This window comes from Streptomyces sp. NBC_00388 (genome assembly GCF_036061255.1).
Lineage (GTDB): Bacteria > Actinomycetota > Actinomycetes > Streptomycetales > Streptomycetaceae > Streptomyces.
Genome location: NZ_CP107948.1, coordinates 5,991,119 through 6,010,196 on the forward strand (window position 1 = coordinate 5,991,119; position 19,078 = coordinate 6,010,196).

At 67.9% G+C, this 19,078-nt stretch carries 18 protein-coding genes and 3 pseudogenes; 13 read left to right on the top strand and 8 right to left on the bottom strand.

Annotation, left to right across the window (positions count from 1 at the left end):
- Positions 1-105: 105 nt before the first annotated feature.
- The 4 genes from OG917_RS26705 to OG917_RS26720 are packed head-to-tail and all read right to left on the bottom strand — an operon-like array spanning position 106 to position 2,750.
- Positions 106-825 carry a DUF2637 domain-containing protein gene (locus OG917_RS26705; RefSeq protein WP_328320332.1) on the bottom strand — a complete coding sequence of 240 codons (720 nt, stop codon included), beginning with the start codon at positions 823-825 and terminating at the stop codon, positions 106-108.
- Between the two features lie 35 nt (positions 826-860).
- Entirely contained in the window at positions 861-2,252 is a 1,392-nt protein-coding gene (locus OG917_RS26710; protein WP_328320334.1) for a cell division protein FtsK, read from the bottom strand.
- A 1-nt stretch (position 2,253) separates the two neighbouring features.
- Positions 2,254-2,442 carry a hypothetical protein gene (locus OG917_RS26715; protein ID WP_328320336.1) on the bottom strand — a complete coding sequence of 63 codons (189 nt, stop codon included), beginning with the start codon at positions 2,440-2,442 and terminating at the stop codon, positions 2,254-2,256.
- On the bottom strand, positions 2,439-2,750 hold the full coding sequence (locus OG917_RS26720; RefSeq protein ID WP_328320338.1) for an SCO3933 family regulatory protein: 312 nt from the start codon (positions 2,748-2,750) through the stop codon (positions 2,439-2,441). Before OG917_RS26720 ends, OG917_RS26715 begins: the two co-directional genes overlap by 4 nt.
- 208 nt (positions 2,751-2,958) lie before the next feature.
- Between OG917_RS26720 and OG917_RS26725 the strand changes: the two genes are divergently transcribed.
- Entirely contained in the window at positions 2,959-3,849 is an 891-nt protein-coding gene (locus OG917_RS26725) for a GntR family transcriptional regulator (protein ID WP_328320340.1), read from the top strand.
- Between the two features lie 520 nt (positions 3,850-4,369).
- Here the strand turns inward: OG917_RS26725 and OG917_RS26730 are convergent.
- Complete coding sequence (locus OG917_RS26730; protein ID WP_328322198.1) at positions 4,370-5,311, bottom strand: hypothetical protein; 942 nt, start codon at positions 5,309-5,311, stop codon at positions 4,370-4,372.
- 57 nt (positions 5,312-5,368) lie between these two features.
- Positions 5,369-5,572 (bottom strand): annotated as a pseudogene (locus OG917_RS26735) (helix-turn-helix domain-containing protein); the annotation flags it as partial.
- A 109-nt stretch (positions 5,573-5,681) separates the two neighbouring features.
- Between OG917_RS26735 and OG917_RS26740 the strand changes: the two are divergent.
- From OG917_RS26740 to OG917_RS26755, 4 genes are all read left to right on the top strand, one after another.
- Entirely contained in the window at positions 5,682-6,023 is a 342-nt protein-coding gene (locus tag OG917_RS26740) for a hypothetical protein (protein ID WP_328320342.1), read from the top strand.
- On the top strand, positions 6,016-6,303 hold the full coding sequence (locus tag OG917_RS26745) for a DUF7848 domain-containing protein (protein WP_328320344.1): 288 nt from the start codon (positions 6,016-6,018) through the stop codon (positions 6,301-6,303). Before OG917_RS26740 ends, OG917_RS26745 begins: the two co-directional genes overlap by 8 nt.
- Positions 6,304-6,628: 325 nt before the next feature.
- Positions 6,629-6,811 carry a hypothetical protein gene (locus OG917_RS26750; protein ID WP_328320346.1) on the top strand — a complete coding sequence of 61 codons (183 nt, stop codon included), beginning with the start codon at positions 6,629-6,631 and terminating at the stop codon, positions 6,809-6,811.
- 6 nt (positions 6,812-6,817) lie between these two features.
- Positions 6,818-7,207: a hypothetical protein gene (locus tag OG917_RS26755; protein WP_328320348.1), complete on the top strand. Its 390-nt coding sequence runs from the start codon at positions 6,818-6,820 to the stop codon at positions 7,205-7,207.
- A 212-nt stretch (positions 7,208-7,419) separates the two neighbouring features.
- Here OG917_RS26755 and OG917_RS26760 read toward each other — a convergent pair.
- A pseudogene (locus OG917_RS26760) lies at positions 7,420-8,484 on the bottom strand (tyrosine-type recombinase/integrase); the annotation flags it as partial.
- A gap of 384 nt (positions 8,485-8,868) precedes the next feature.
- Here OG917_RS26760 and OG917_RS26765 point away from each other — a divergent pair.
- The 5 genes and pseudogenes from OG917_RS26765 to OG917_RS30675 form a co-directional block, all read left to right on the top strand.
- Positions 8,869-9,099: pseudogene (locus tag OG917_RS26765) on the top strand (XRE family transcriptional regulator); the annotation flags it as partial.
- A 2-nt stretch (positions 9,100-9,101) separates the two neighbouring features.
- The gene (locus OG917_RS26770) at positions 9,102-9,572 is read left to right on the top strand and encodes an NUDIX domain-containing protein (protein WP_328320350.1); all 471 of its coding nucleotides are present in this window, start codon (positions 9,102-9,104) and stop codon (positions 9,570-9,572) included.
- 464 nt (positions 9,573-10,036) lie between these two features.
- Positions 10,037-10,465, top strand: coding sequence for a hypothetical protein (locus OG917_RS26775; RefSeq protein ID WP_328320353.1), 429 nt, complete (start codon positions 10,037-10,039; stop codon positions 10,463-10,465).
- Positions 10,466-10,806: 341 nt separating this feature from the next.
- On the top strand, positions 10,807-11,085 hold the full coding sequence (locus tag OG917_RS26780) for a hypothetical protein (protein ID WP_328320355.1): 279 nt from the start codon (positions 10,807-10,809) through the stop codon (positions 11,083-11,085).
- 402 nt (positions 11,086-11,487) lie between these two features.
- On the top strand, positions 11,488-12,120 hold the full coding sequence (locus tag OG917_RS30675; RefSeq protein ID WP_443059021.1) for a DUF6328 family protein: 633 nt from the start codon (positions 11,488-11,490) through the stop codon (positions 12,118-12,120).
- Here OG917_RS30675 and OG917_RS26785 read toward each other — a convergent pair.
- A complete protein-coding gene (locus tag OG917_RS26785) occupies positions 12,077-13,606 on the bottom strand; it encodes a helix-turn-helix domain-containing protein (protein WP_328320357.1) in 1,530 nt (509 codons plus the stop codon). The two genes, OG917_RS30675 and OG917_RS26785, sit on opposite strands and share 44 nt — an antisense overlap.
- A 258-nt stretch (positions 13,607-13,864) precedes the next feature.
- Between OG917_RS26785 and OG917_RS26790 the strand changes: the two genes are divergently transcribed.
- The 3 genes from OG917_RS26790 (at position 13,865) to acnA (ending at position 19,072) form a co-directional block, all read left to right on the top strand.
- Entirely contained in the window at positions 13,865-14,539 is a 675-nt protein-coding gene (locus OG917_RS26790) for a TMEM175 family protein (protein WP_328320359.1), read from the top strand.
- 255 nt (positions 14,540-14,794) lie between these two features.
- Positions 14,795-15,835: a hypothetical protein gene (locus OG917_RS26795; RefSeq protein ID WP_328320361.1), complete on the top strand. Its 1,041-nt coding sequence runs from the start codon at positions 14,795-14,797 to the stop codon at positions 15,833-15,835.
- 522 nt (positions 15,836-16,357) lie between these two features.
- Positions 16,358-19,072, top strand: a complete 2,715-nt coding sequence (gene acnA / locus OG917_RS26800; RefSeq protein WP_328320363.1) for an aconitate hydratase AcnA — start codon at positions 16,358-16,360, stop codon at positions 19,070-19,072.
- Positions 19,073-19,078: the final 6 nt, after the last annotated feature.

The following is a 19,078-nucleotide window of genomic DNA, read 5'->3' on the forward strand; positions in this document are numbered from 1 at the left end:
CCAGCAAGTCAGGGAGGCATGTTGGTGCTGCTCGGGGCATGACGAACCAGGCCCGGGGGCGGGCGTGGGTTCAGCGAGGGGGATTCGGCCGGTGAGGGCCGGTGCTCAGAGCTGAGCGAGTGCGGTGGTGGCCACCGGCAGGGCGATGCCCATGCGTGTGCCCAGGTGGGCGGCGGTGATCGGTGTTCCGTGCTCGGCGCGATGGGTGTCAGCGATACGCCGGGCCGCGTCCAGCAGGGCGGCCGGAAGGGCCGGGCCGGAGGCGGGCCGAGTCGTCTTGGCGACGGCGACGGGCAGAGCGGCGGCCGGAGCGGGCTGCGGTTCCTCGACTGGGGCGGGCGTCGGGGGCTCGGGTGCGGGTGCTTCGTCGGGCACCAGCTCGGAGACAGAAGCGGTGGCGTCCTCCAGGTGCGGGGTGGGGTGGGTGAGGGTGTGGAACTGGGCGAGGAAGGCGGGGCCGACGTGGCCCCAGCCGAGGAGCAGGAGCGGGGCGACGGTGTCCAGGCAAGCCCGTCCGTAGCGGCCGGCCAGCAACGGTTCGGCGGTGTTCAGCGCGAGGGTGAGCAGGCTGCACAGGTGCAGCAGCCGGGTACCGGCCTTCAACTCCGCCTTGGGGACGCCGCGCAGGGCCAGGAACCGCAGGGCGACCAGAAGCCCGACGACGGACAGGTCGACCATGGGGGCGATCAGTGGCGCGATCGGGTGGGGGACGCCGAGTCGCAGGGCGAGGGCCCAGACGTTGCCGAAGGAGAAGACGAAGGCCAGGGCCGCGATGACCGCCATGACCACGGTCACGGTGCGCCGGGTGAACCGTTCCTCCGCCATGTCCTCAACCTCCTTTCCAGTGTGGGCTTTTGCGGCTACTTGGTGAGCGACGGCAGGGGTGCCGTGGTCCGGCCGGGCGAGGCGAGGAGGGCGTCCAGGCACAGGTCTGGGTCGGCGGTCAGGTGCGAGGTGGCTTCGGCGACGCGGGCCGCGTCGGCGTCGGAGACGTAGGGGGTGCGGATGCGGGTGTAGCCGGGGCGGCCTTGCATCGCCATCACCGCGACGCCGACGTAGGCGGGGTCCTGCAAGGTGACCGGGCTGGCATCAGGCCAGTTACGAATGTCGTCCCCCAGCGCGGCCACCGCGGCTTCCACGGTCTTCTGCGCGAAGGACAGCCCGATGGGGCACACGTCGCGGATGAAGGTCGGGATGGCATCGCCGGTGGTCTTCTGGCTGATCAGGATCACCAGGACGCCGACGCTGCGGCCCTTCTTGACCAGATCCTCCACCAGCCGGGCGTTCTCCGCCGTCAGCGCGGCCAAACGCTTCGTCTCGGCATCGCTGCCCTTGTACTCACGGAAGAACGTGTGCGCCTCATCAATGATCAGGACCGTGAGCGGCCACTCCGGAGAAGGACCGACGTGCCACATGTTCTTCACACCCAGCACGTCACGGATGGTCGCCGAGCGCCGCTTGCGCAGTTCCACCAGGCGCTTGAACAGTGCATTCGCCTCATCGAGGTCGTCTCCGCAGAACGCGAACATCCGCTTGACGAGGTCGGCGTAGTCGCCCTCCGAGGCCCGCGACACCTTGCCGTCCGCCGTCACGATCTGCACGGACGCAGAGGGCGCGAAGTCGCAGACGAACTTGTTGACCCCCGAGGTCTTGCCCGCACCGGGGACGCCGGCCACCGTCACCCCGGGCACGTTGGCCAAGGACACGTGCACCTTCGTGGCGTACTCGTCGATGCCCAGTTCCCAGCGCGTCAGGTCCACGGGCGGGAGGCCGGTGGGCCGGTGTGTGGTCGGCGTGGTCAGTGGGTCGGAGCGCACGCCCCGGATCACCACTCTGCCGGGGCCGTCCGGCAGGACGGAGACCCGCGTGCACCGCCAGGCGTCGGCGAGGAACCGCGCCGACTTCTGGTACTCCTCCAACCCGACCTTCGGCAGCGTGCGCGCCTGGACGATCACGCCGAACGGGTCGGGCTTGACCTTGATCCGGGGAGTCAGTACCCGGGGCGCGGGGGTGGAGCCGTCCTTGGATGCGGTGATCTGCGCGAAGAGGCCCGGGGTCTTGTCGGTGACCGTCAGCCCGGCCATCCGCGCGAGCCGTACCCAGCCCCAGCGCACCCGCACGGCCTGCCGCATGCTGACCCGCGTGCCCCGGTCGGCCCGCACGTAGCGCACCACCGTCACCAGCAGCCACACACCCATCAGCACGACCACGACCAGCAGCGCGTACGGCGCGTATTCCGTCACGGCTTCCATGTCAGGCCCCCTCTTCGTGTATCAGGCGGAGCACGTGGGCCAGGTCCAGGCGGGCCGCCTGCTCCGGGCTCAGGCCGAGCAGATCGAGCACCGCCGACGAGGCGAAGAACGTGGCCTTGCCCTCGGTCCCCGGCAGGGGCCGGAGCGAGTGCAACTCCCGCTCTGGCGCGGCGTTTTCGAAGCGGATCACTGGGCCGCCTCCACTGTCACCAGCTCCAGATGGGCGGCCCGGTAGGCGACGCCGTCGGAGAGCTGACCGTTGAAGATCCGCGCCCACGGGGTCGCGAACAGGTCCACCGGCCGCACCATCGCCCCCGGCTTGAGCCCGGCCGCAAGACCCGTCTCCGGAACCGTGATCTTCAGGACCTCGGCGCGGCCGTCCTCCATGAGCATCACCGTCACCGTGTACAGCGACGCCCCGGTCTCCCGGTCGGTAGCGACCTCCCCGGTCTGCTGGTCCTTGATCTTCAGAACCGGCTCGGTGCCCGCGATGCACACCGCCTACGGCAGCAGGGCAACACGGATACGAGTCATGGCCATGCCATCACACCCCTTGTTTCGGTGGAGCCGGTTGATCGACTCGCCGCAACACTAGCGGTACGCCCGCTACACGCGCAACGGTCGATTCGTATCGCTACACCGATACGTCTGGTACGCCGAGGACACCCGGGTGTGCCATGAGTGCTGACGCCGCTACCCTCGTGCCATGAAGCTGCCCCTGGGAGAGGACCCCCGGCCGCCGTACGTCCAGGCCGCCGATGTCCTGCGCGCCGCCATCCACGACGGCGAGTTGCGCCCAGGCGAGCGCCTTCCGGCCGCGCGCGAGCTGCAACGACGCTTCGGCATCGCCAGCTCCACGGTCCAAAACGCCCTGCGGCTCCTCAAGCGCGAGGGGCTGATCTACTCCGTCCTCGGCAGGGGCAGCTACGTCCGCACGCAGGAGACGCCGGCCGAAGGGGAGCCAGAGGCCCCAGCGGCAAACGACGGGGCTGATCCCGGCGAGTCCGATCCCGCGTACACAGGCCTCGGCGATCTCCAGCGCGGATGGCAGACCGCCACCAGCCCCGCTGACGATCCCCGCCCCCCATACGTGCGGACCGCGGACACGCTCCGCAAGCAGATCCAGGACGGCCAGCTCGCATCCGGTGCCAAGCTGCCGTCCGCCCGCGAAATGCAAGAACAGTTCGGCATCGCCAACTCCACCGCGCAGAACGCCCTGCGGGTCCTCAAGGAGGAGGGGCTGATCTACTCCGTGCAGGGCCGAGGCGTCTTCGTCCGCGAACTCAGCCCGCGCGATCAGCTCCTCAACCGCTACAACGAGATGCTCGACGAGAGCATCGTCCAGCGCCAGGCGGACGAGGAAGCGGTACGGCTCAGCGGCAAGTCCGATGAAGAGGTAGCCGCCGAACTCGTCGCTGCCGAAGAAAGGTTCACCAAGGCCAGCACCGAGTTCGAAGCCGCCACCGCCCACCGCGACGCCATGCGCGCCGTCATGGAGCAACGCAAGCGCCTCAGCGGCAACTACACGCCCGAGGAGACTGCCGCCAAGGCCCAGCGTCTGCACGACCGGCTGAACGAAGGCAGACGCCGACGCTGAATCGGCCGCACCCGACGGAGTAGCAGGACACGCAGTACCGGGTGGGTGAGCTGTTCAGAGTTTCTTTACTGGTTCAAGGCGGTCCGCTGGCGCGGCCCGCGCGCGCTCCGGCCCCGCGGGGCCGCCGCCCGCTCCTGTCTCCGCCCCGCTGGCAACGGCCCCGCCGGTCCGGGCGCGCAACAGCCAGCACAGCGAAGCACCTGGGGCGCTGCCCCAGACCCCGGCCCTCTCTGAGGGGCAGGGGGCCCGAGTGCGGGTGCAGCTTCGTCGTGGTGTGGGGTCGAGGTCGCGGGAGGGGTCCCTCGTCGCCCGGTCACCGGAGGCGTACCAGGAACCCCCGGGGGCCGCCAAGGCCGAGCGCACGCGTCACGAGGTGAGCCTTGGCGGCCCCCGGGGAACCCTGGCACGGCGAAGCTGCCCGACCGACGAGGGACCCCTCCCGCTCAGGCCGGCTTCTTACCGGATGCCTCGGCGCCAGCCAGTATGCGGTCTCTTCCGTGCCGTGGTGCACCACGGGTGATCAGGACACCAGCAGCTCGGCGACTTCGGGCACGTCTCGAAAGGCTCGCAGGCGGTCCAGCACGATCCGCGTGCGCTCTGCCGTGCGTTCGCTGCCGCTCTGTCCAAGAGCGAGCATGCGACTCGTCGTCGCGGCGGCGGCCTCGGGCTCGTTGGCGTCGGCGTAGGCCACGGCCAGCCATGAAAGGTACAAAGCCAACTCCCGGGAGTGGCTGGCGTCGTAGCGTTCGAGCACGTCCGTCAGCAGCGGCACGGCGCGCAGGGGGCGTCTCAGCTCGGTGTAGACGCGGGCCTCCAAGACCTGCAATTCCCCGGCGTCCATCCAGTACAGGTACGACGGCGATTCGGTGCCGGCCGAGTCCTCAACCAGGGCCTCGGCCGCTTCTCCCAGTGCGGCCATCGCCGGGCGGTCCTGCCCGGCACGGGTATGCGCCCAAGCCACCCGGTCCAGGTACAGCGCACGAGCCTTCGGCGGGGCGTCCAGACCGGCGTCCTCCAGTGCGGCGCGGGCCAGCCCGACCGCGTCGGCAGTCCGCCCGGTATTGCTCCAACGATAGGCCAGCGAGCCCGCGACGTTCCCGGACAGTACGCCGTCCCCGGCGGCCCGTGCGGCGCTCATGCCGAGCCGGTAGATACGCTCCGCCTCGGCATGCTCTCCAGCGTCGGAAGCGACCCACCCGGCGATCTGTGCCAACTCGCCAATAGTCCGCAGCAGTTCGCGGCCGACCTCATCGGTATGCACTCCCTCGCGGTAGAGCTTCACCGCCGCCCGCAGCTCGCGCAGGGCGGGTCCGATCAGATCCTTGCCGTACACCACGTCGTCGGCCAGCCGCAGGCCGTGAACCCGCTGGGCCAGGTCGGCCACCTGCCCGGATCCGATCCGGCGGCCCGAACGGGCGCTCAGTGGGGATGGCGGGTCGCCCTCGGGCAGGAAGTCGGCCACGGACCGTACGTGCGCAGCGGACTCGACAGGCGCAACAGCCTTCGCCGCTTCCAACATCTCGCGCGGGACCTGAAGCACCCGCGCGAGGTACGGCAGCCACTCGCGCGGGGACCGCTTCCCAATCTCCCAGCGGGACACGTCATTTCGTGTCGGAGGAACACGCCCAGGAGCAGCCTCAGCCAGCGCCTCGGCGAGCCGCCCTTGACTCCACCCACGCGCCAGACGCAGCCGCCTGACCAGTTCCCCGATCGTCTCCCGCACCCAACCAGCTTGGCAGACAGAAAGGCAGACAGGCTGGCTACTCCCAAAGGCTCACTTCAGCGAGACCGTGATCAGTAGCCCCGAGTCGAGCTGAGGAGAGGGAATCAGGATGGCCGATCGAGCGACACAAGAGCCCGGAGGGCTCTCCACGCAGGGGCCGCGACTGCTGCCGTGGACCACCGAGGGTGGGCACCCCTGTTACCTGAGCACCGATGGCCAGGGCTACCTCGCCAACCTCGCCGACAACATCGAAGCCATACAGCTGGGCATGGGCGAGGACCTGCTGGGATACGCCCGAGACGCCATGGCCCCTGACGCGAAGACCTTGTCGGCGACCGAATACCGTTGGCTGGCCCGCCGGCTGACCGAAGCCCTCTCCGACGCGCTCAGGGTCGCCGACTCGCGCGGTCAACGCCTCACCGACCCGGAAGAGGTGACCGAGGATGCCTGACTCCGCGAACACCGACGTGCAGTCCCGCAGCGCCACAGGAGGCCGCTACCGCTACCGCGAATACCACGTGACCACCGTCCCCGACCCCCTGGCACTGCCCGGCCACGAAGCGGTCTGCGTCACCGGCGAGGAACACAACTGCGGCGCTGAATCCGGCACCCTGCACACCCCGGACGAACTCACCCGCTGGATCGCCGAACACTGCGCCCGAACCGGCCACCAGCACTACGAGCAGACCGTCCGCGCCCTCGTCCGTGCCGAGCCCGGAGCGTGGCAGTAAAGTCCCCCTGCGCCGACACCGCGTCAGCGGCAGCACCACCGTGCGCCCCGCGCTCCTGACGGCAGTAGCGACGGCAACACCCGCGGATTCCCCCGCACAACCACGGACACCAGCGGAACCCGAAACCGGCGCTGATCTGCGAATACGCAGATAGAGCGGGGTCGCGTAGCACACGTACTATGTGCTGGCGGGTGCGACCCCGGTACTCGTCCACAATTCCGGACCGTGCGGAATCTCGACACGTCACGAGCGGGCTGGTGATATCGGTAATTACACCGACGGGCAGAAGACCCGGGATCCGGCGTCGCAGTGGTATCACGAGGAATTGAGCAATGAAGAGCTCCTGGATGGGATCAACAACCCTGGCGACGGAGACGGAATCCTCGTCTCGCGTGACGGCACGATTCTTGGAGGACATCACCGCAAGGACGAACTCCGAAGAAGGATCGAGGACGGGCGCATAGACCCCGATACGGAAATAAGAATCGATGTCTACGATCCGGAGTAGTTCCTGATGGCTCTGATTCATTCGAATGACCCAGACTTTCGTGTATGCCAGATCAGCTTCGAAACGCTGTTGGCGATCCAGCTGGAAGCGGAGGAACGATCCTGGGCAACTCGCTGGTCCTCGGTGGATGCACTCCGCAGTCAGGTCAGGGATGGCGCTGTCATCCTCCAGTCGCTGATGCGGGAGGAGCGGGGGGGAGCGGTGTGGGCGTACAGGTGCTTCGTGTTGTTCTCGTCCGCAGATGGCAAGGAAGCTGGCGGAATTGCCACGATCGATCTTGATCCGGCAAGATTCGAATCGTTGGAGCGACTTGATCGCGATCCGGATGTTCGGAAGGCTCTTGTTCGAATGTTCTCCCTTGCGACGGGTGGGATTTCGGTGGTCTCGAAGAAATGACAAACTCCGCCGATGTCCGCGCTTGAACGTCGAGTTGATCGGTTCAGGAGAATTTAGGGAATCGTGGATTTGGTCGAATCCTCATTTCTGAAGGCTCCTTGAGCTAAAAGAATCCGAAGCGCGGAGATTTTTCGCACCGACCCAAACGCCTCTGGGGCCCGCTGATGTTCAGCGGGCCCCAGAGGCGTTTGACGGCGACGGCGACGGCAACGTCAGCGGACGACTACTGCGGAGGGTGGGGCGTCCGGTCCGTCAGCGGTCGGGCCGAGGATGCTGCCGAGGGTGTCGATGGCCTGGCGCTGGAGGCGGAGGCGTACGTGGGCGTAGACGCCGGCGGTGACGCCGATGTGGGCGTGTCCGAGGAGTTCCTTGATGACGACGAGGTCGATGCCCTGTTCCAGGAGCAGGGTCGCGGTCGAGTGGCGGAGGTCGTGGAAGCGGATCGTCCGGAGTTCCGCACCGTGGAGGAGGCGCCGAAAGCGGCGGGTGAGGTTGGTCGGGTCGAGCGGCCTGCCCTTCAGGGTGGTGAAGACGAGTCCGTTGTCTGTCCAGCCCGTTCCGGCCGCCTGGCGTTCTTCCTGCTGCCGTTCCTGGTGAATCTTGAGGGAGCTGAGGCACTCGGTGGGGAGGGCGATGCGGCGTTCGGAGGCCAGGGTCTTGGTGTTCAGGACGGTCAGGCCCTGGCTGCGGGTGCGCTGGAGGGAGCGGTGGATGGTGGCGGTGCCGCCGGTGAGGTCGAGGTCTTCCCAGTGGAGGCCGAGGAGTTCGCCCTTGCGGAGCCCGGTGCGCAGCGCGAGTTCGTACAGGGCGTGAAGCCGGTCGCCGTTGGCCGCCTGGAGGAGTTGCCGGGCTTCGGCGGCGGTGAGGGGCTGGAAGCGCCTGGGCCGGGGCGTGGTCGTCTTGACGTTCCGGGCGACGTTACGGGGAAGTTCGTCCTCGCGGACGGCGTGTTCCAGGGCCGACTTGAGGACCGCGTGGACGTACGTGACGGTCAGCGGTGAGAGCCGCTTTTCGCAGCAGTGGCCGATGGCGCAGCAGGACCGCTGGTTCGTGTCCCGTTCCTGGGTACAGCACTGGCAGGTGGTGCGGAGTCCGTCGAGGAAGGTGCGGACGTCGCGGGTGGTGAGCCGGGCGAGCTTCTTGCTACCGAGGCCGGGGTTGAGGTGGAGGCGGATGGAGGCGGCGTAGCGGGTGTGGGTGTTCTCCCGCAGGTGGTGAACGGCGACGCCGTCCAGCCAGTACGCGAGGTAGGCGCTCAGGGTGCTGTCGGGTGAGCTGTTCAGAGTTTCTTTACTTGATCAAGGCGGTCCGCTGGCGCGGCCCGCGCGCGCTCCGGCCCTGCGGGGCCGCCGCCCGCTCCTGTCTCCGCCCCGCTTGCCGACGGCCCCGCCGGTCCGGGCGCGCAACAGCCAGCACAGCGAACCACCTGGGGCGCTGCCCCAGACCCCGGCCCTCTCTCTGAGGGGCAGGGGGCCCGAGTGCGGGTGCAGCTTCGTCGTGGTGTGGGGTCGAGGTCGCGGGAGGGGTCCCTCGTCGCCCGGTCACCGGAGGCGGACCAGGAACCCCCGGGGGCCGCCAAGGCCAAGCGCACGCGTCACGCGGTGAGCCCTGGCGGCCCCCGGGGAACCCTGGCACGGCGAAGCTGCCCGACCGACGAGGGAGTCGCCGGTACCCCCGGCATCGAGGTCCGCTCCCACGAAACCACGCTCTACAACTCCCTCTACCGCGCCGACGACCAGCAACTCGTCAACGCACACGTCTGGGGCGTCAACGCCTACGCCGCCCCCGTATGGCATCTTCGCCGACACGAGACAGGCGGCATGTTCGACACCTACGCAGAGAGCTTCGACGCGGTATGGGCGACAGCGACCCCCGTACGAGAGGAAGGCTGACCGTGGCCCGCACCGAGTACTACGACGACCCCAGCGCGCCCAAGCCGAACAGCATGGTCGTCGCCGCATCCGCCGTCGTCACCGACGACCACGGGCGCATCCTCCTCCAGCGCCGCCGCGACAACGACCTGTGGGCACTGCCTGGCGGAGGCATGGACCTCACCGACTCCCTGCCAGGCACGGCAGTCCGCGAGGTCAAGGAAGAGACCGGCCTCGACGTCGAGATCACCGGCCTGGTCGGCACCTACACCGACCCGAAACACATCATCGCCTACACCGACGGCGAGGTCCGCCGCCAGTTCAACATCTGCTTCACCGCCCGCATCACCAGCGGCCGGCTGGCAATCTCCAACGAATCCACCGAACTCCGGTTTGTACCGCCGGAAGAGATCGAGCAGTTGTCGATGCACCACACCCAACGACTCAGGCTCCAGCACTTCCTGGAACAACGCGAGAAGCCGTACCTGGGATGAACCGCCTGACGGCAGTAGCGACGGCAACAACCACGGATTTCCACGCACATCAGCGGAACGCAAAAAACACGCTGACCAGCGAAGAAGCAGGTAGAAGGGTACCGCGTAGCACACGTACTATGTACTCACTGGTCAGACGCCGGTCCTCGTTCACAACAGCGGAGCGGGCCCGGACCCAACCTCTTTCTCGAACTTGATACCGACAGACACGCCGGAATGGTTCAAGCCGATTGCTCCCGGCACCGTGCTGTCTCGCTCTGGAAACTATGCATACGTAGTGACCGGAGGCGGTGAACTCGTTATCGGGAAGCGAACGGCTGGCCATGTGAGCCTCGCCCAGGGGCGGGATGTTTTGGCTGCTGGCGAGTTCAAAACCAAGGGTGGCGAAGTCGTGTTCCTCGACAATAAATCTGGCCATTATCAGCCTTACGGGGCTAACGCTCAAAAGGCGGCAGTGGATGCCTATGAAAGGAATGGACTCGGCGCTGGTGGAAAATACATCGAAGCATGGCGGCCAAGCTGCTGATCCGGTCGCGGAGCTCAGGCGGGCCGTCCAAGGGGTTCTCGCTACGGCGGAGGAGACTTGTGGCGTCGAGGCGCTTGAGCCGGGCTTGGAGCGTACGCTCGCGATTCTGCAGAGGAACCCTGATTTCCGAGGGCAATTTGAGAGTCAACTGATTGCGCTGATCGACTCGCCAGAGGAAGGCGTTGTCGAGGTAGTTTCTTTCCTAATGCACGTGCTGCGTTGGGAGGCTGTCCGAGAGGCGGTCGAAGAAAGGATCAGTCGCCCCCGGGGGAATGTCAGCAACATTCGGTTTTACGAGGCGATGCTGGATTCCTTCTCTGATTTCTGGCGTGATCGTGATCTCTATGCGAGATTCGCCGAGTCGTGAGTCCACAGATCTGCAGCGCGCTTCCAGGGTGGTTGCGAGTGCAAAACCGAAGCCCCGTCAGGTGAGTCCTGGCGGGCTTCTGGGGTGGTTGACGGCAGTACCTGACGGCAACGTCAGCGGACGGCGGCTCCCACGATGGGTGGTTCGTCGCTGTCGTCGGGGCCGCCGGTGATCTCCGCAGGGTTGCGGCGAGTTCCATGCGGTTGTTGATGGACTCGACGTGGCGCTCGATGTCGTCGTAGAGGAGCTCGACGAACTCGGTGGCGTCCGCACCGCGGGAGGTGTCGAGGAGGATCTGTTCGAGCTCGCCGACGATCAGCTTCTGACCGAGGGGCGGGAGCATGCACTCGGTGATGATCTTCTCGGTCTGGCGGCGGGCGACGTCGGTCTGGGCTGGTGCCAACGACGGCCACGCCGTCTGGAACTACGACGGCCGCATTCTCTACAGCAGCGGTATGTACGGCTTCCAGGAAGAAGCCGCGCTGTACGACGACACTTTCCAGCCGTACGGCCAGATCTTCAGCATGAACGCGGACGGTTCCGACAAGACGATGCTGACCGACAGCCAGTGGGAGGACTCGATGCCGCTCTTCCTCACCCAGGATGTCCTGTCCAAATGACCTGATCGAGAGGGGCGGCAATACCAGCATCACGCGGAAGGTATCCGCTTGGGAGGGCTCTGACACCTGAAGGCCGGAGCGGAGGAGACGGCACGTCACGCAGCCGGGCCTGCACGTATTGGCCGTAGCGCCGTTGGAGGGTGACCGTGGTAGTCGGCCGTCCCCCTGCCTGTGGGGGACAGCGCCATGTCGCCACATCGCCGGCCGCGCTCGTCGTTGGCGGCAGGGTCGCTGGACGTGGAACCTGGTCCGGGCGGCGGCTCACGCCCGGCGAGCGGACCGACGTGCCTTGACCGTGACGCTCGTTTGACGCTCCGGACAACTGGAAGCAGCTCCTTGCGAGGCCCAAGCCCCAGCTGACCTGCTGGTTCTCTGGATGTCACTTCTGATGACGCTCTTCCGATGACCCATCACGTGAAGAGGCGCGGCTCCCACGCTCCAGGCCCCTTCCAGCCGCGCTTCGCCGATCTGTCCAGCGCGGACGACCGCACCATCTGCGTGGTCGCAGCGACCCGGGCCCCCGCCACCGTGGCCGCACTGATCGCATTCGTTTCGTTCCGCCGGCTCCTCAATGGCCGGCAACTGAAATTCCAGGCCAGCGTCTGGGAGTCGCGACCGGCCGTCCTCGGACCCGCTTTGCTGCTCCGCACGATGCGCTCGGCGCTCCCGCTCGTTCTCCCAGTGGCACTGGCCGACACCATGGCGTTGTGGCTGGTCGGCGCAATCGCCCATCGCCGCGTGGTTCCTTGTCCTCTGGCTCGTGTTCCCGGCCTGCGCCACGGCCCGTACGACGGGCGTACACGGCAGGTGAGAGGGTCGGCGTCACGCAGGTCATGCAAAAGGGCAAGGAGGATCTACCACTGCGCGGTGCACGTAATCCGTCGCTCCTGGTTCAAAGTCCCAGAGAAGTCCCAGAGACATCGTCACGCCCCACCTCACCTCGCATTTATGCAGGTCAGGAGGGGTGTGACGGTGCTTCTTCTGCGGGCTTTCAGATGTCGCGGAAGATCTCGATCTGCGCGCCCACCGAGTTGAGGCGCTCGGCCAGCTCCTCGTACCCGCGGTTGATCACGTACACGTTGCGCAGAACCGAGGTGCCCTCGGCCGCCATCATCGCCAGCAGCACCACCACCGCCGGGCGCAGCGCGGGCGGGCACATCATCTCCGCCGCGCGCCACCGGGTCGGTCCCTCCACCAGCACCCGGTGCGGGTCGAGGAGTTGCAGCCTGCCGCCCAGCCGGTTGAGGTCCGTCAGGTAGATCGCGCGGTTGTCGTAGACCCAGTCGTGGATCAGGGTCTGGCCCTGGGCGACCGCCGCGATGGCCGCGAAGAACGGCACATTGTCGATGTTGAGCCCCGGGAAGGGCATCGGGTGGATCTTGTCGATGGGCGCTTCGAGTTTGGAGGGCCGTACCGTCAGGTCGACCAGCCGGGTCCGCCCGTTGTCGGCCGGGTACTCGGCGCCGCGGTCGTGGTCGAGGCCCATCTCCTCCAGCACCGCGAGCTCGATCTCCATGAACTCGACGGGGACCCGGCGGATCGTCAGCTCCGATTCCGTCACCACGGCGGCGGCCAGCAGGCTCATCGCCTCGACCGGGTCCTCGGACGGGGAGTAGTCGACGTCGACGTCGATGTCCGGCACCCCGTGCACGGTCAGCGTCGTCGTGCCCACGCCGTCGACCCGTACGCCCAGGGCCTCCAGGAAGAAACACAGGTCCTGGACCATGTAGTTGGACGACGCGTTGCGGATGACGGTCACACCGGCGCTGCGCGCCGCCGCGAGCAGCGCGTTCTCGGTGACCGTGTCGCCGCGCTCGGTCAGCACGATCGGGCGGTCGGGCGCGGCGCCCCGCTCCACCCGGGCGTGGTAGAGCCCTTCCGTCGCCGTGATGTCGAGTCCGAAGCGGCGCAGCGCGATCATGTGGGGCTCGATGGTGCGGGTGCCCAGGTCGCAGCCGCCCGCGTACGGCAGCTTGAAGCTGTCCAGCCGGTGCAGCAGCGGGCCGAGGAACATGATGATCGAGCGGGTACGGCGCGCCGCGGACGCGTCGATGGCGGCCATGTCCACCTCGGCGCCCGGCGCGATCTCCAGGTCCTTGCCGTCGTTGATCCAACGGGTGCGTACGCCGATGGAGTTGAGGACCTCCAGCAGGCGGTACACCTCCTCGATGCGCGCGACTCTGCGCAGCACCGTCCGCCCCTTGTTGAGCAACGAGGCGCAGAGCAGCGCCACACAGGCGTTCTTGCTCGTCTTGACGTCGATCGCGCCGGAGAGCCGGCGGCCGCCGACCACGCGCAGGTGCATCGGCCCGGCGTAGCCCAGGGAGACGATCTCGCTGTCGAGGGCCTCGCCGATCCGGGCGATCATCTCAAGGCTGATGTTCTGGTTTCCGCGCTCGATGCGGTTCACGGCGCTCTGGCTTGTGGCGAGCGCATCGGCCAGCTGAGTCTGTGTCCAGCCCCGGTGCTGACGGGCGTCACGGATGAGCTTGCCGATGCGTACGAGGTAGTCATCTGCCATGGAGCAGACGCTATCTCACATATGAGATGCCGACTCTCCGGGTGGGCCATTGGAGTGAGAGGGCCGTCCGGCGGCCGGCGTGGGCAGCGGCAGCGCGCCGTCCGGTGGCCGGCCGGCGCGGGAGGGCCGGCGTCCGCGCCGTGCCATGGCCGGAGCCGTGCCGCACGCTGACCTGCGCCGTACCCGCAGACCGTCCGGCTTGCCCGCCGTCGGCGTAATGGAGGGGTCCTGCGCCCGGTCCCGATCACGCTGGGCCGGATGCGCACCGGCGGAGTGGACGAGAAGGGGCCGGAGCGGCTTGTGGCGCTCTCCGACGGGATCTTCGCCATCGCCATGACGCTGCTCGTGCTGGACATCCGGGTGGCGAGCGGCCTCCATGCGGACGCCTTCCGTGAGGCCCTGAGCGGGATGCTGCCCGCACTCGGCGCCTACGCGCTGAGTTTCACGATCCTCGCGGGGTTCTGGCGCGACCACCGGCGCATCCTGAACCTGGTCCGCCAGGTGGACGGGCTGACGCTGCGGCTGGCTCTGGCCGGGCTGGGGGCCATCGCGCTGGTCCCCTTCCCGACCACCCTGCTGTCGGACTACGCGTCCAAGCCGCCGGCCGTGGCCTGTTACGCCGCGACCGTCGTCGTCATCGACCTGCTGGAACTGGCGCTCTTTCTCACGGTCTGGTTCCGCCCGTGGATGGCCCACCCGATCTCGCGCCACGTCGCCCAGAACATCGTCCTGGATCTGGGCTCGACCATCCTGGTCTTCGCTGCGACGGTGCCGGTCGCCTTCTTCTTCCCGAAGGCGGCCATCTGGACATGGCTGGTCCTGGCCCCCGTCAAGCTGGCGCTCGGCCGCAGGCAGCGCTCGCAGGCGGACGGGCCGGACCGCGCGCGGCGCGATCGCAGGGACACGGCGCGGGAGAACCGCCCGGACGCGTAGCCGCGGAGCGGGGTTCTGCCGGAGCCGTGGGCCGCCGGAGCCGTTGCGCGGGCTGGTGCGGCGGTCGGCGAGCCGCGTCGACAGCCGCGCCGCGGCCCCGGGCATGGGCCGTACGGGTGCATCCCGGGCCGGTCCGCGGGGGTGAGCCGCTGTGATCACGATGTTGCCTCGGCCGCCGGGTTATGGTCCCGCGTGGAAACGCTCCCCTGAGGCAGTTCCTGCTGCTCCCGCCGGTGTTCTTGGAGGCTCGCAGGTATGCCCCGTTCGTACGGCGGGCCGGTGGACGGGAGGCGTGACTTCCTGGCCCGGCTGAGGTGTGGAGCGGGGGTCCTGCTCGCAGCGGCCGCCGCGGTGCTGAGCGCGCTGATCATCGCCCCGCCCGCCGCTGCGGCGGTGCCCAGTTGCGTCGTCGGGGCTTACGTCACCGACCTCTACGCGGTGGATCCGGTCGAGGGCACCGTGAACGCGGACCTGTGGCTCTGGAGCGTGTGCCCGCGCAAGGACCTTGCCGCTGTCCAGCGTCTCGAATTCACGAACGCGACGAAGACGATGCTGACCGCGCCGTCCAGCGAGAAGGTGGGCAACGAGTACTGGACGCAGGTCAAAGTGTCCGGGACCTTCCGGCAGACCCTGGACCTGACGAACTTTCCGTTCGACAAACAGGTCGTCCGGATCCAGGTCGAGGAGAACAGGCTGGACAAGTCGCGGTTCGTCTACCGGGCGGATGCGAAGAACTCCACGTACAACCCCAGGATCCATCCCGCCGACTTCAAGATCACGAAATTCCGGATCGGTATCGGGGACGCGCCCTACAGGACGAACTTCGGCGATCCCCGGCTCAAGCAAGGAGGCAGCAGCCACTACTCCCAGCTGGTGGTCGAGTTCCAGCTCACCCGAGAGGACATCACGAGTTTCGGCAAGCAGATCCTGCCGGTGTACGTGGCTCTCCTGGTCGCCCTGGTCTCGTTTCTTATCTGGTCGAAGGACAACGAGGTCGCCATGGTCGCGCGGCTCGGGATTCTCGGGACCGCGCTCTTCACGATCATGCTCAACCTGCGGGCGGTCGACGAGGCGCTTGGCACCTTCCTGAACGTGACGCTGGTCGAAGAGATCCACTTCATGAGTCTGCTCTACGTACTGGTCGGTGTCGCCAACACCACCTACCTCATGAAGCTGTTGACCGATCCCATGGCCCTGCCGGCGGCGCGCCGCTTCAACAACCGCATTTTCGCCACCGCGACCGGCTCGTACCTCCTCGCCAACATCGTCGTGATCGCCCTCACCGTGTCGTTCTGAGTCCGTGCGCTGCTCGGTGCGCTGCTCGGCGTCGGGGCGGGCGCCGGGCGCCGGCTCCGCAGCTGCCGCGCTCCCGACCCGGGCGATCACCCGGCGACCTCGGCTTCCGGAACCCGCCGGGCGTGCGGGCGGGCCCCCTCGGGTGGTGGCAGCCCCCCTCCCGGCCGGGGGTGGGGCGCGGCCGCATGGACGGACGACTGCCACGGCCACCGCACACGTCGGAAACGCCAGGTCCTGGTTGACTGGCGGGCGAGCAGGAGCGACCGGGTCGGACGGGCAAGCGCCCCGGCCGGATGGGAGCGGTCGGGGGCAGCCCCGCATGACCTCCGCGCGGACGTGTACTAGAGTTATCTCGACATCGAGATATCTGCCGAGGCGCATCGCGGCCGTCACCTCGGTAAGGGTTACCTAACTAGCCCTCACTGTAGCGGATGGCCGAGCAGCCGTAGGCGGCACCACTCGGCGCCGGCCGCAAACGAGGCGCGGCGCGGTAGAACGCGCACTTTGATGAAGGAGACTGTCGTGTCGGCGAACAGCTTCGACGCCCGCAGCACGCTGCGCGTGGGCGACGAGTCGTACGAGATCTTCAAGCTGGACAAGGTCGAGGGCTCCGCGCGCCTGCCTTACAGCCTGAAGGTCCTGCTGGAGAACCTGCTGCGTACCGAGGACGGCGCGAACATCACCGCCGACCACATCCGGGCGCTCGGCGGCTGGGACTCGCAGGCCCAGCCGAGCCAGGAGATCCAGTTCACGCCGGCTCGCGTGATCATGCAGGACTTCACCGGCGTCCCCTGCGTCGTCGACCTCGCCACCATGCGCGAGGCCGTGAAGGAGCTCGGCGGTGACGCGGCGCAGATCAACCCGCTCGCCCCGGCCGAGCTGGTCATCGACCACTCCGTCATCGCCGACAAGTTCGGTACGTCGGACTCCTTCGCGCAGAACGTCGAGCTGGAGTACGGCCGCAACAAGGAGCGCTACCAGTTCCTGCGCTGGGGCCAGACCGCCTTCGACGAGTTCAAGGTCGTCCCCCCGGGCACCGGCATCGTCCACCAGGTGAACATCGAGCACCTGGCCCGCACCGTCATGGTCCGCAACGGCCAGGCGTACCCCGACACCCTCGTCGGCACCGACTCGCACACCACCATGGTCAACGGCCTGGGCGTGCTGGGCTGGGGCGTCGGCGGGATCGAGGCCGAGGCCGCGATGCTCGGCCAGCCGGTCTCGATGCTCATCCCGCGCGTCGTCGGCTTCAAGCTGACCGGCGAGCTCAATGCCGGCACCACCGCCACCGACCTGGTCCTCACGATCACCGAGATGCTGCGCAAGCACGGCGTCGTCGGCAAGTTCGTCGAGTTCTACGGTGAGGGCGTCGCCGCCACCTCGCTCGCCAACCGCGCCACCATCGGCAACATGTCGCCGGAGTTCGGCTCCACCGCCGCGATCTTCCCGATCGACGACGAGACGCTGAAGTACCTGCGCCTGACCGGCCGTGACGAGAAGCAGGTCGCGCTCGTCGAGGCGTACTCCAAGGAGCAGGGCCTCTGGCTCGACCCGGCCGCCGAGCCCGACTTCTCCGAGAAGCTGGAGCTCGACCTCGCCGCGGTCGTCCCCTCCATCGCCGGCCCGAAGCGCCCGCAGGACCGCATCGTCCTCGCCAACGCCAAGGCGCAGTTCGCACAGGACGTCCGCAACTACGTCTCCGAGGACGAGGAGTCGGGCAAGGAGTCCTTCCCGGCCTCCGACGCCCCGGCCACCCACAACGGTGTGCCGAGCCGTCCCACCACGGTCACGGCCCCCGACGGTTCGACGTACGAGATCGACCACGGCGCCGTCACCGTCGCCGCGATCACCTCCTGCACCAACACCTCGAACCCGTACGTCATGGTCGCCGCGGCGCTCGTCGCCAAGAAGGCCGTGGAGAAGGGCCTGACCCGCAAGCCCTGGGTCAAGACCACGCTCGCCCCCGGCTCCAAGGTCGTCACCGACTACTTCGACAAGGCCGGGCTCACCCCCTACCTCGACAAGGTCGGCTTCAACCTCGTCGGCTACGGCTGCACCACCTGCATCGGCAACTCGGGCCCGCTGCCCGAGGAGGTCTCGAAGGCCGTCAACGACCACGACCTGGCCGTGACGTCGGTGCTCTCGGGCAACCGCAACTTCGAGGGGCGCATCAACCCCGACGTCAAGATGAACTACCTGGCGTCCCCGCCGCTCGTCGTCGCGTACGCCATCGCGGGCTCCATGAAGGTGGACATCACCAAGGACGCGCTCGGGACGGACCAGGACGGCAAGCCGGTCCACCTGGCGGACATCTGGCCCACCGAGGCCGAGGTCAACGACGTCGTGGCGAACACCATCGGCGAGGACATGTTCAACAAGTCCTACCAGGACGTCTTCGCGGGTGACGCCCAGTGGCAGGCCCTGTCGATCCCGACCGGCAACACCTTCGAGTGGGACCCGGAGTCCACCTACGTCCGTAAGCCCCCCTACTTCGAGGGCATGACGATGGAGACGACCCCGGTCGAGGACATCACCGGGGCCCGGGTCCTCGCCAAGCTGGGCGACTCGGTCACCACCGACCACATCTCCCCGGCCAGCGCGATCAAGGCCGACACCCCGGCCGGCAAGTACCTCACGGAGCACGGCGTCGAGCGCCGCGACTTCAACTCCTACGGCTCGCGCCGGGGCAACCACGAGGTCATGATCCGCGGGACCTTCGCCAACATCCGCCTGCGCAACCAGATCGCGCCCGGTACCGAGGGCGGCTACACCCGCGACTTCACCCAGGCGGACGGGCCGGTGTCGTTCATCTACGACGCCTCCCAGAACTACCAGGCCGCCGGCATCCCGCTGACCGTCCTGGCGGGCAAGGAGTACGGCTCGGGCTCGTCCCGTGACTGGGCGGCCAAGGGCACCGCGCTGCTCGGCGTCCGGACCGTCATCGCCGAGTCGTACGAGCGCATCCACCGCTCGAACCTCATCGGCATGGGCGTCCTGCCGCTCCAGTTCCCGGAGGGCAAGACCGCCGAGTCGCTCGGGCTGACCGGCCAGGAGACCTTCTCCTTCACCGGGGTCACCGAGCTGAACAACGGCACCACGCCCCGCACGGTCAAGGTCACCACCGACACCGGAGTGGAGTTCGACGCGGTCGTCCGCATCGACACCCCCGGCGAGGCGGACTACTACCGCAACGGCGGCATCATGCAGTACGTGCTGCGCAACCTGATCCGCAAGTAGGCGGAC

Excerpts from the sequence above, each read along its gene's own strand:
- OG917_RS26755 (WP_328320348.1), top strand. The coding sequence starts at position 6,818 with ATGGCTCTGATTCATTCGAATGACCCAGACTTTCGTGTATGCCAGATC.
- OG917_RS26785 (WP_328320357.1), bottom strand. The coding sequence starts at position 13,606 with ATGGCAGATGACTACCTCGTACGCATCGGCAAGCTCATCCGTGACGCC.
- OG917_RS30675 (WP_443059021.1), top strand. The coding sequence starts at position 11,488 with ATGACCCATCACGTGAAGAGGCGCGGCTCCCACGCTCCAGGCCCCTTC.
- OG917_RS26710 (WP_328320334.1), bottom strand. The coding sequence starts at position 2,252 with ATGGAAGCCGTGACGGAATACGCGCCGTACGCGCTGCTGGTCGTGGTC.
- OG917_RS26775 (WP_328320353.1), top strand. The coding sequence starts at position 10,037 with ATGAAAGGAATGGACTCGGCGCTGGTGGAAAATACATCGAAGCATGGC.
- OG917_RS26745 (WP_328320344.1), top strand. The coding sequence starts at position 6,016 with ATGCCTGACTCCGCGAACACCGACGTGCAGTCCCGCAGCGCCACAGGA.
- OG917_RS26790 (WP_328320359.1), top strand. The coding sequence starts at position 13,865 with ATGCGCACCGGCGGAGTGGACGAGAAGGGGCCGGAGCGGCTTGTGGCG.
- OG917_RS26705 (WP_328320332.1), bottom strand. The coding sequence starts at position 825 with ATGGCGGAGGAACGGTTCACCCGGCGCACCGTGACCGTGGTCATGGCG.
- OG917_RS26795 (WP_328320361.1), top strand. The coding sequence starts at position 14,795 with ATGCCCCGTTCGTACGGCGGGCCGGTGGACGGGAGGCGTGACTTCCTG.
- OG917_RS26780 (WP_328320355.1), top strand. The coding sequence starts at position 10,807 with ATGCACTCGGTGATGATCTTCTCGGTCTGGCGGCGGGCGACGTCGGTC.
- OG917_RS26740 (WP_328320342.1), top strand. The coding sequence starts at position 5,682 with ATGGCCGATCGAGCGACACAAGAGCCCGGAGGGCTCTCCACGCAGGGG.
- OG917_RS26725 (WP_328320340.1), top strand. The coding sequence starts at position 2,959 with ATGAAGCTGCCCCTGGGAGAGGACCCCCGGCCGCCGTACGTCCAGGCC.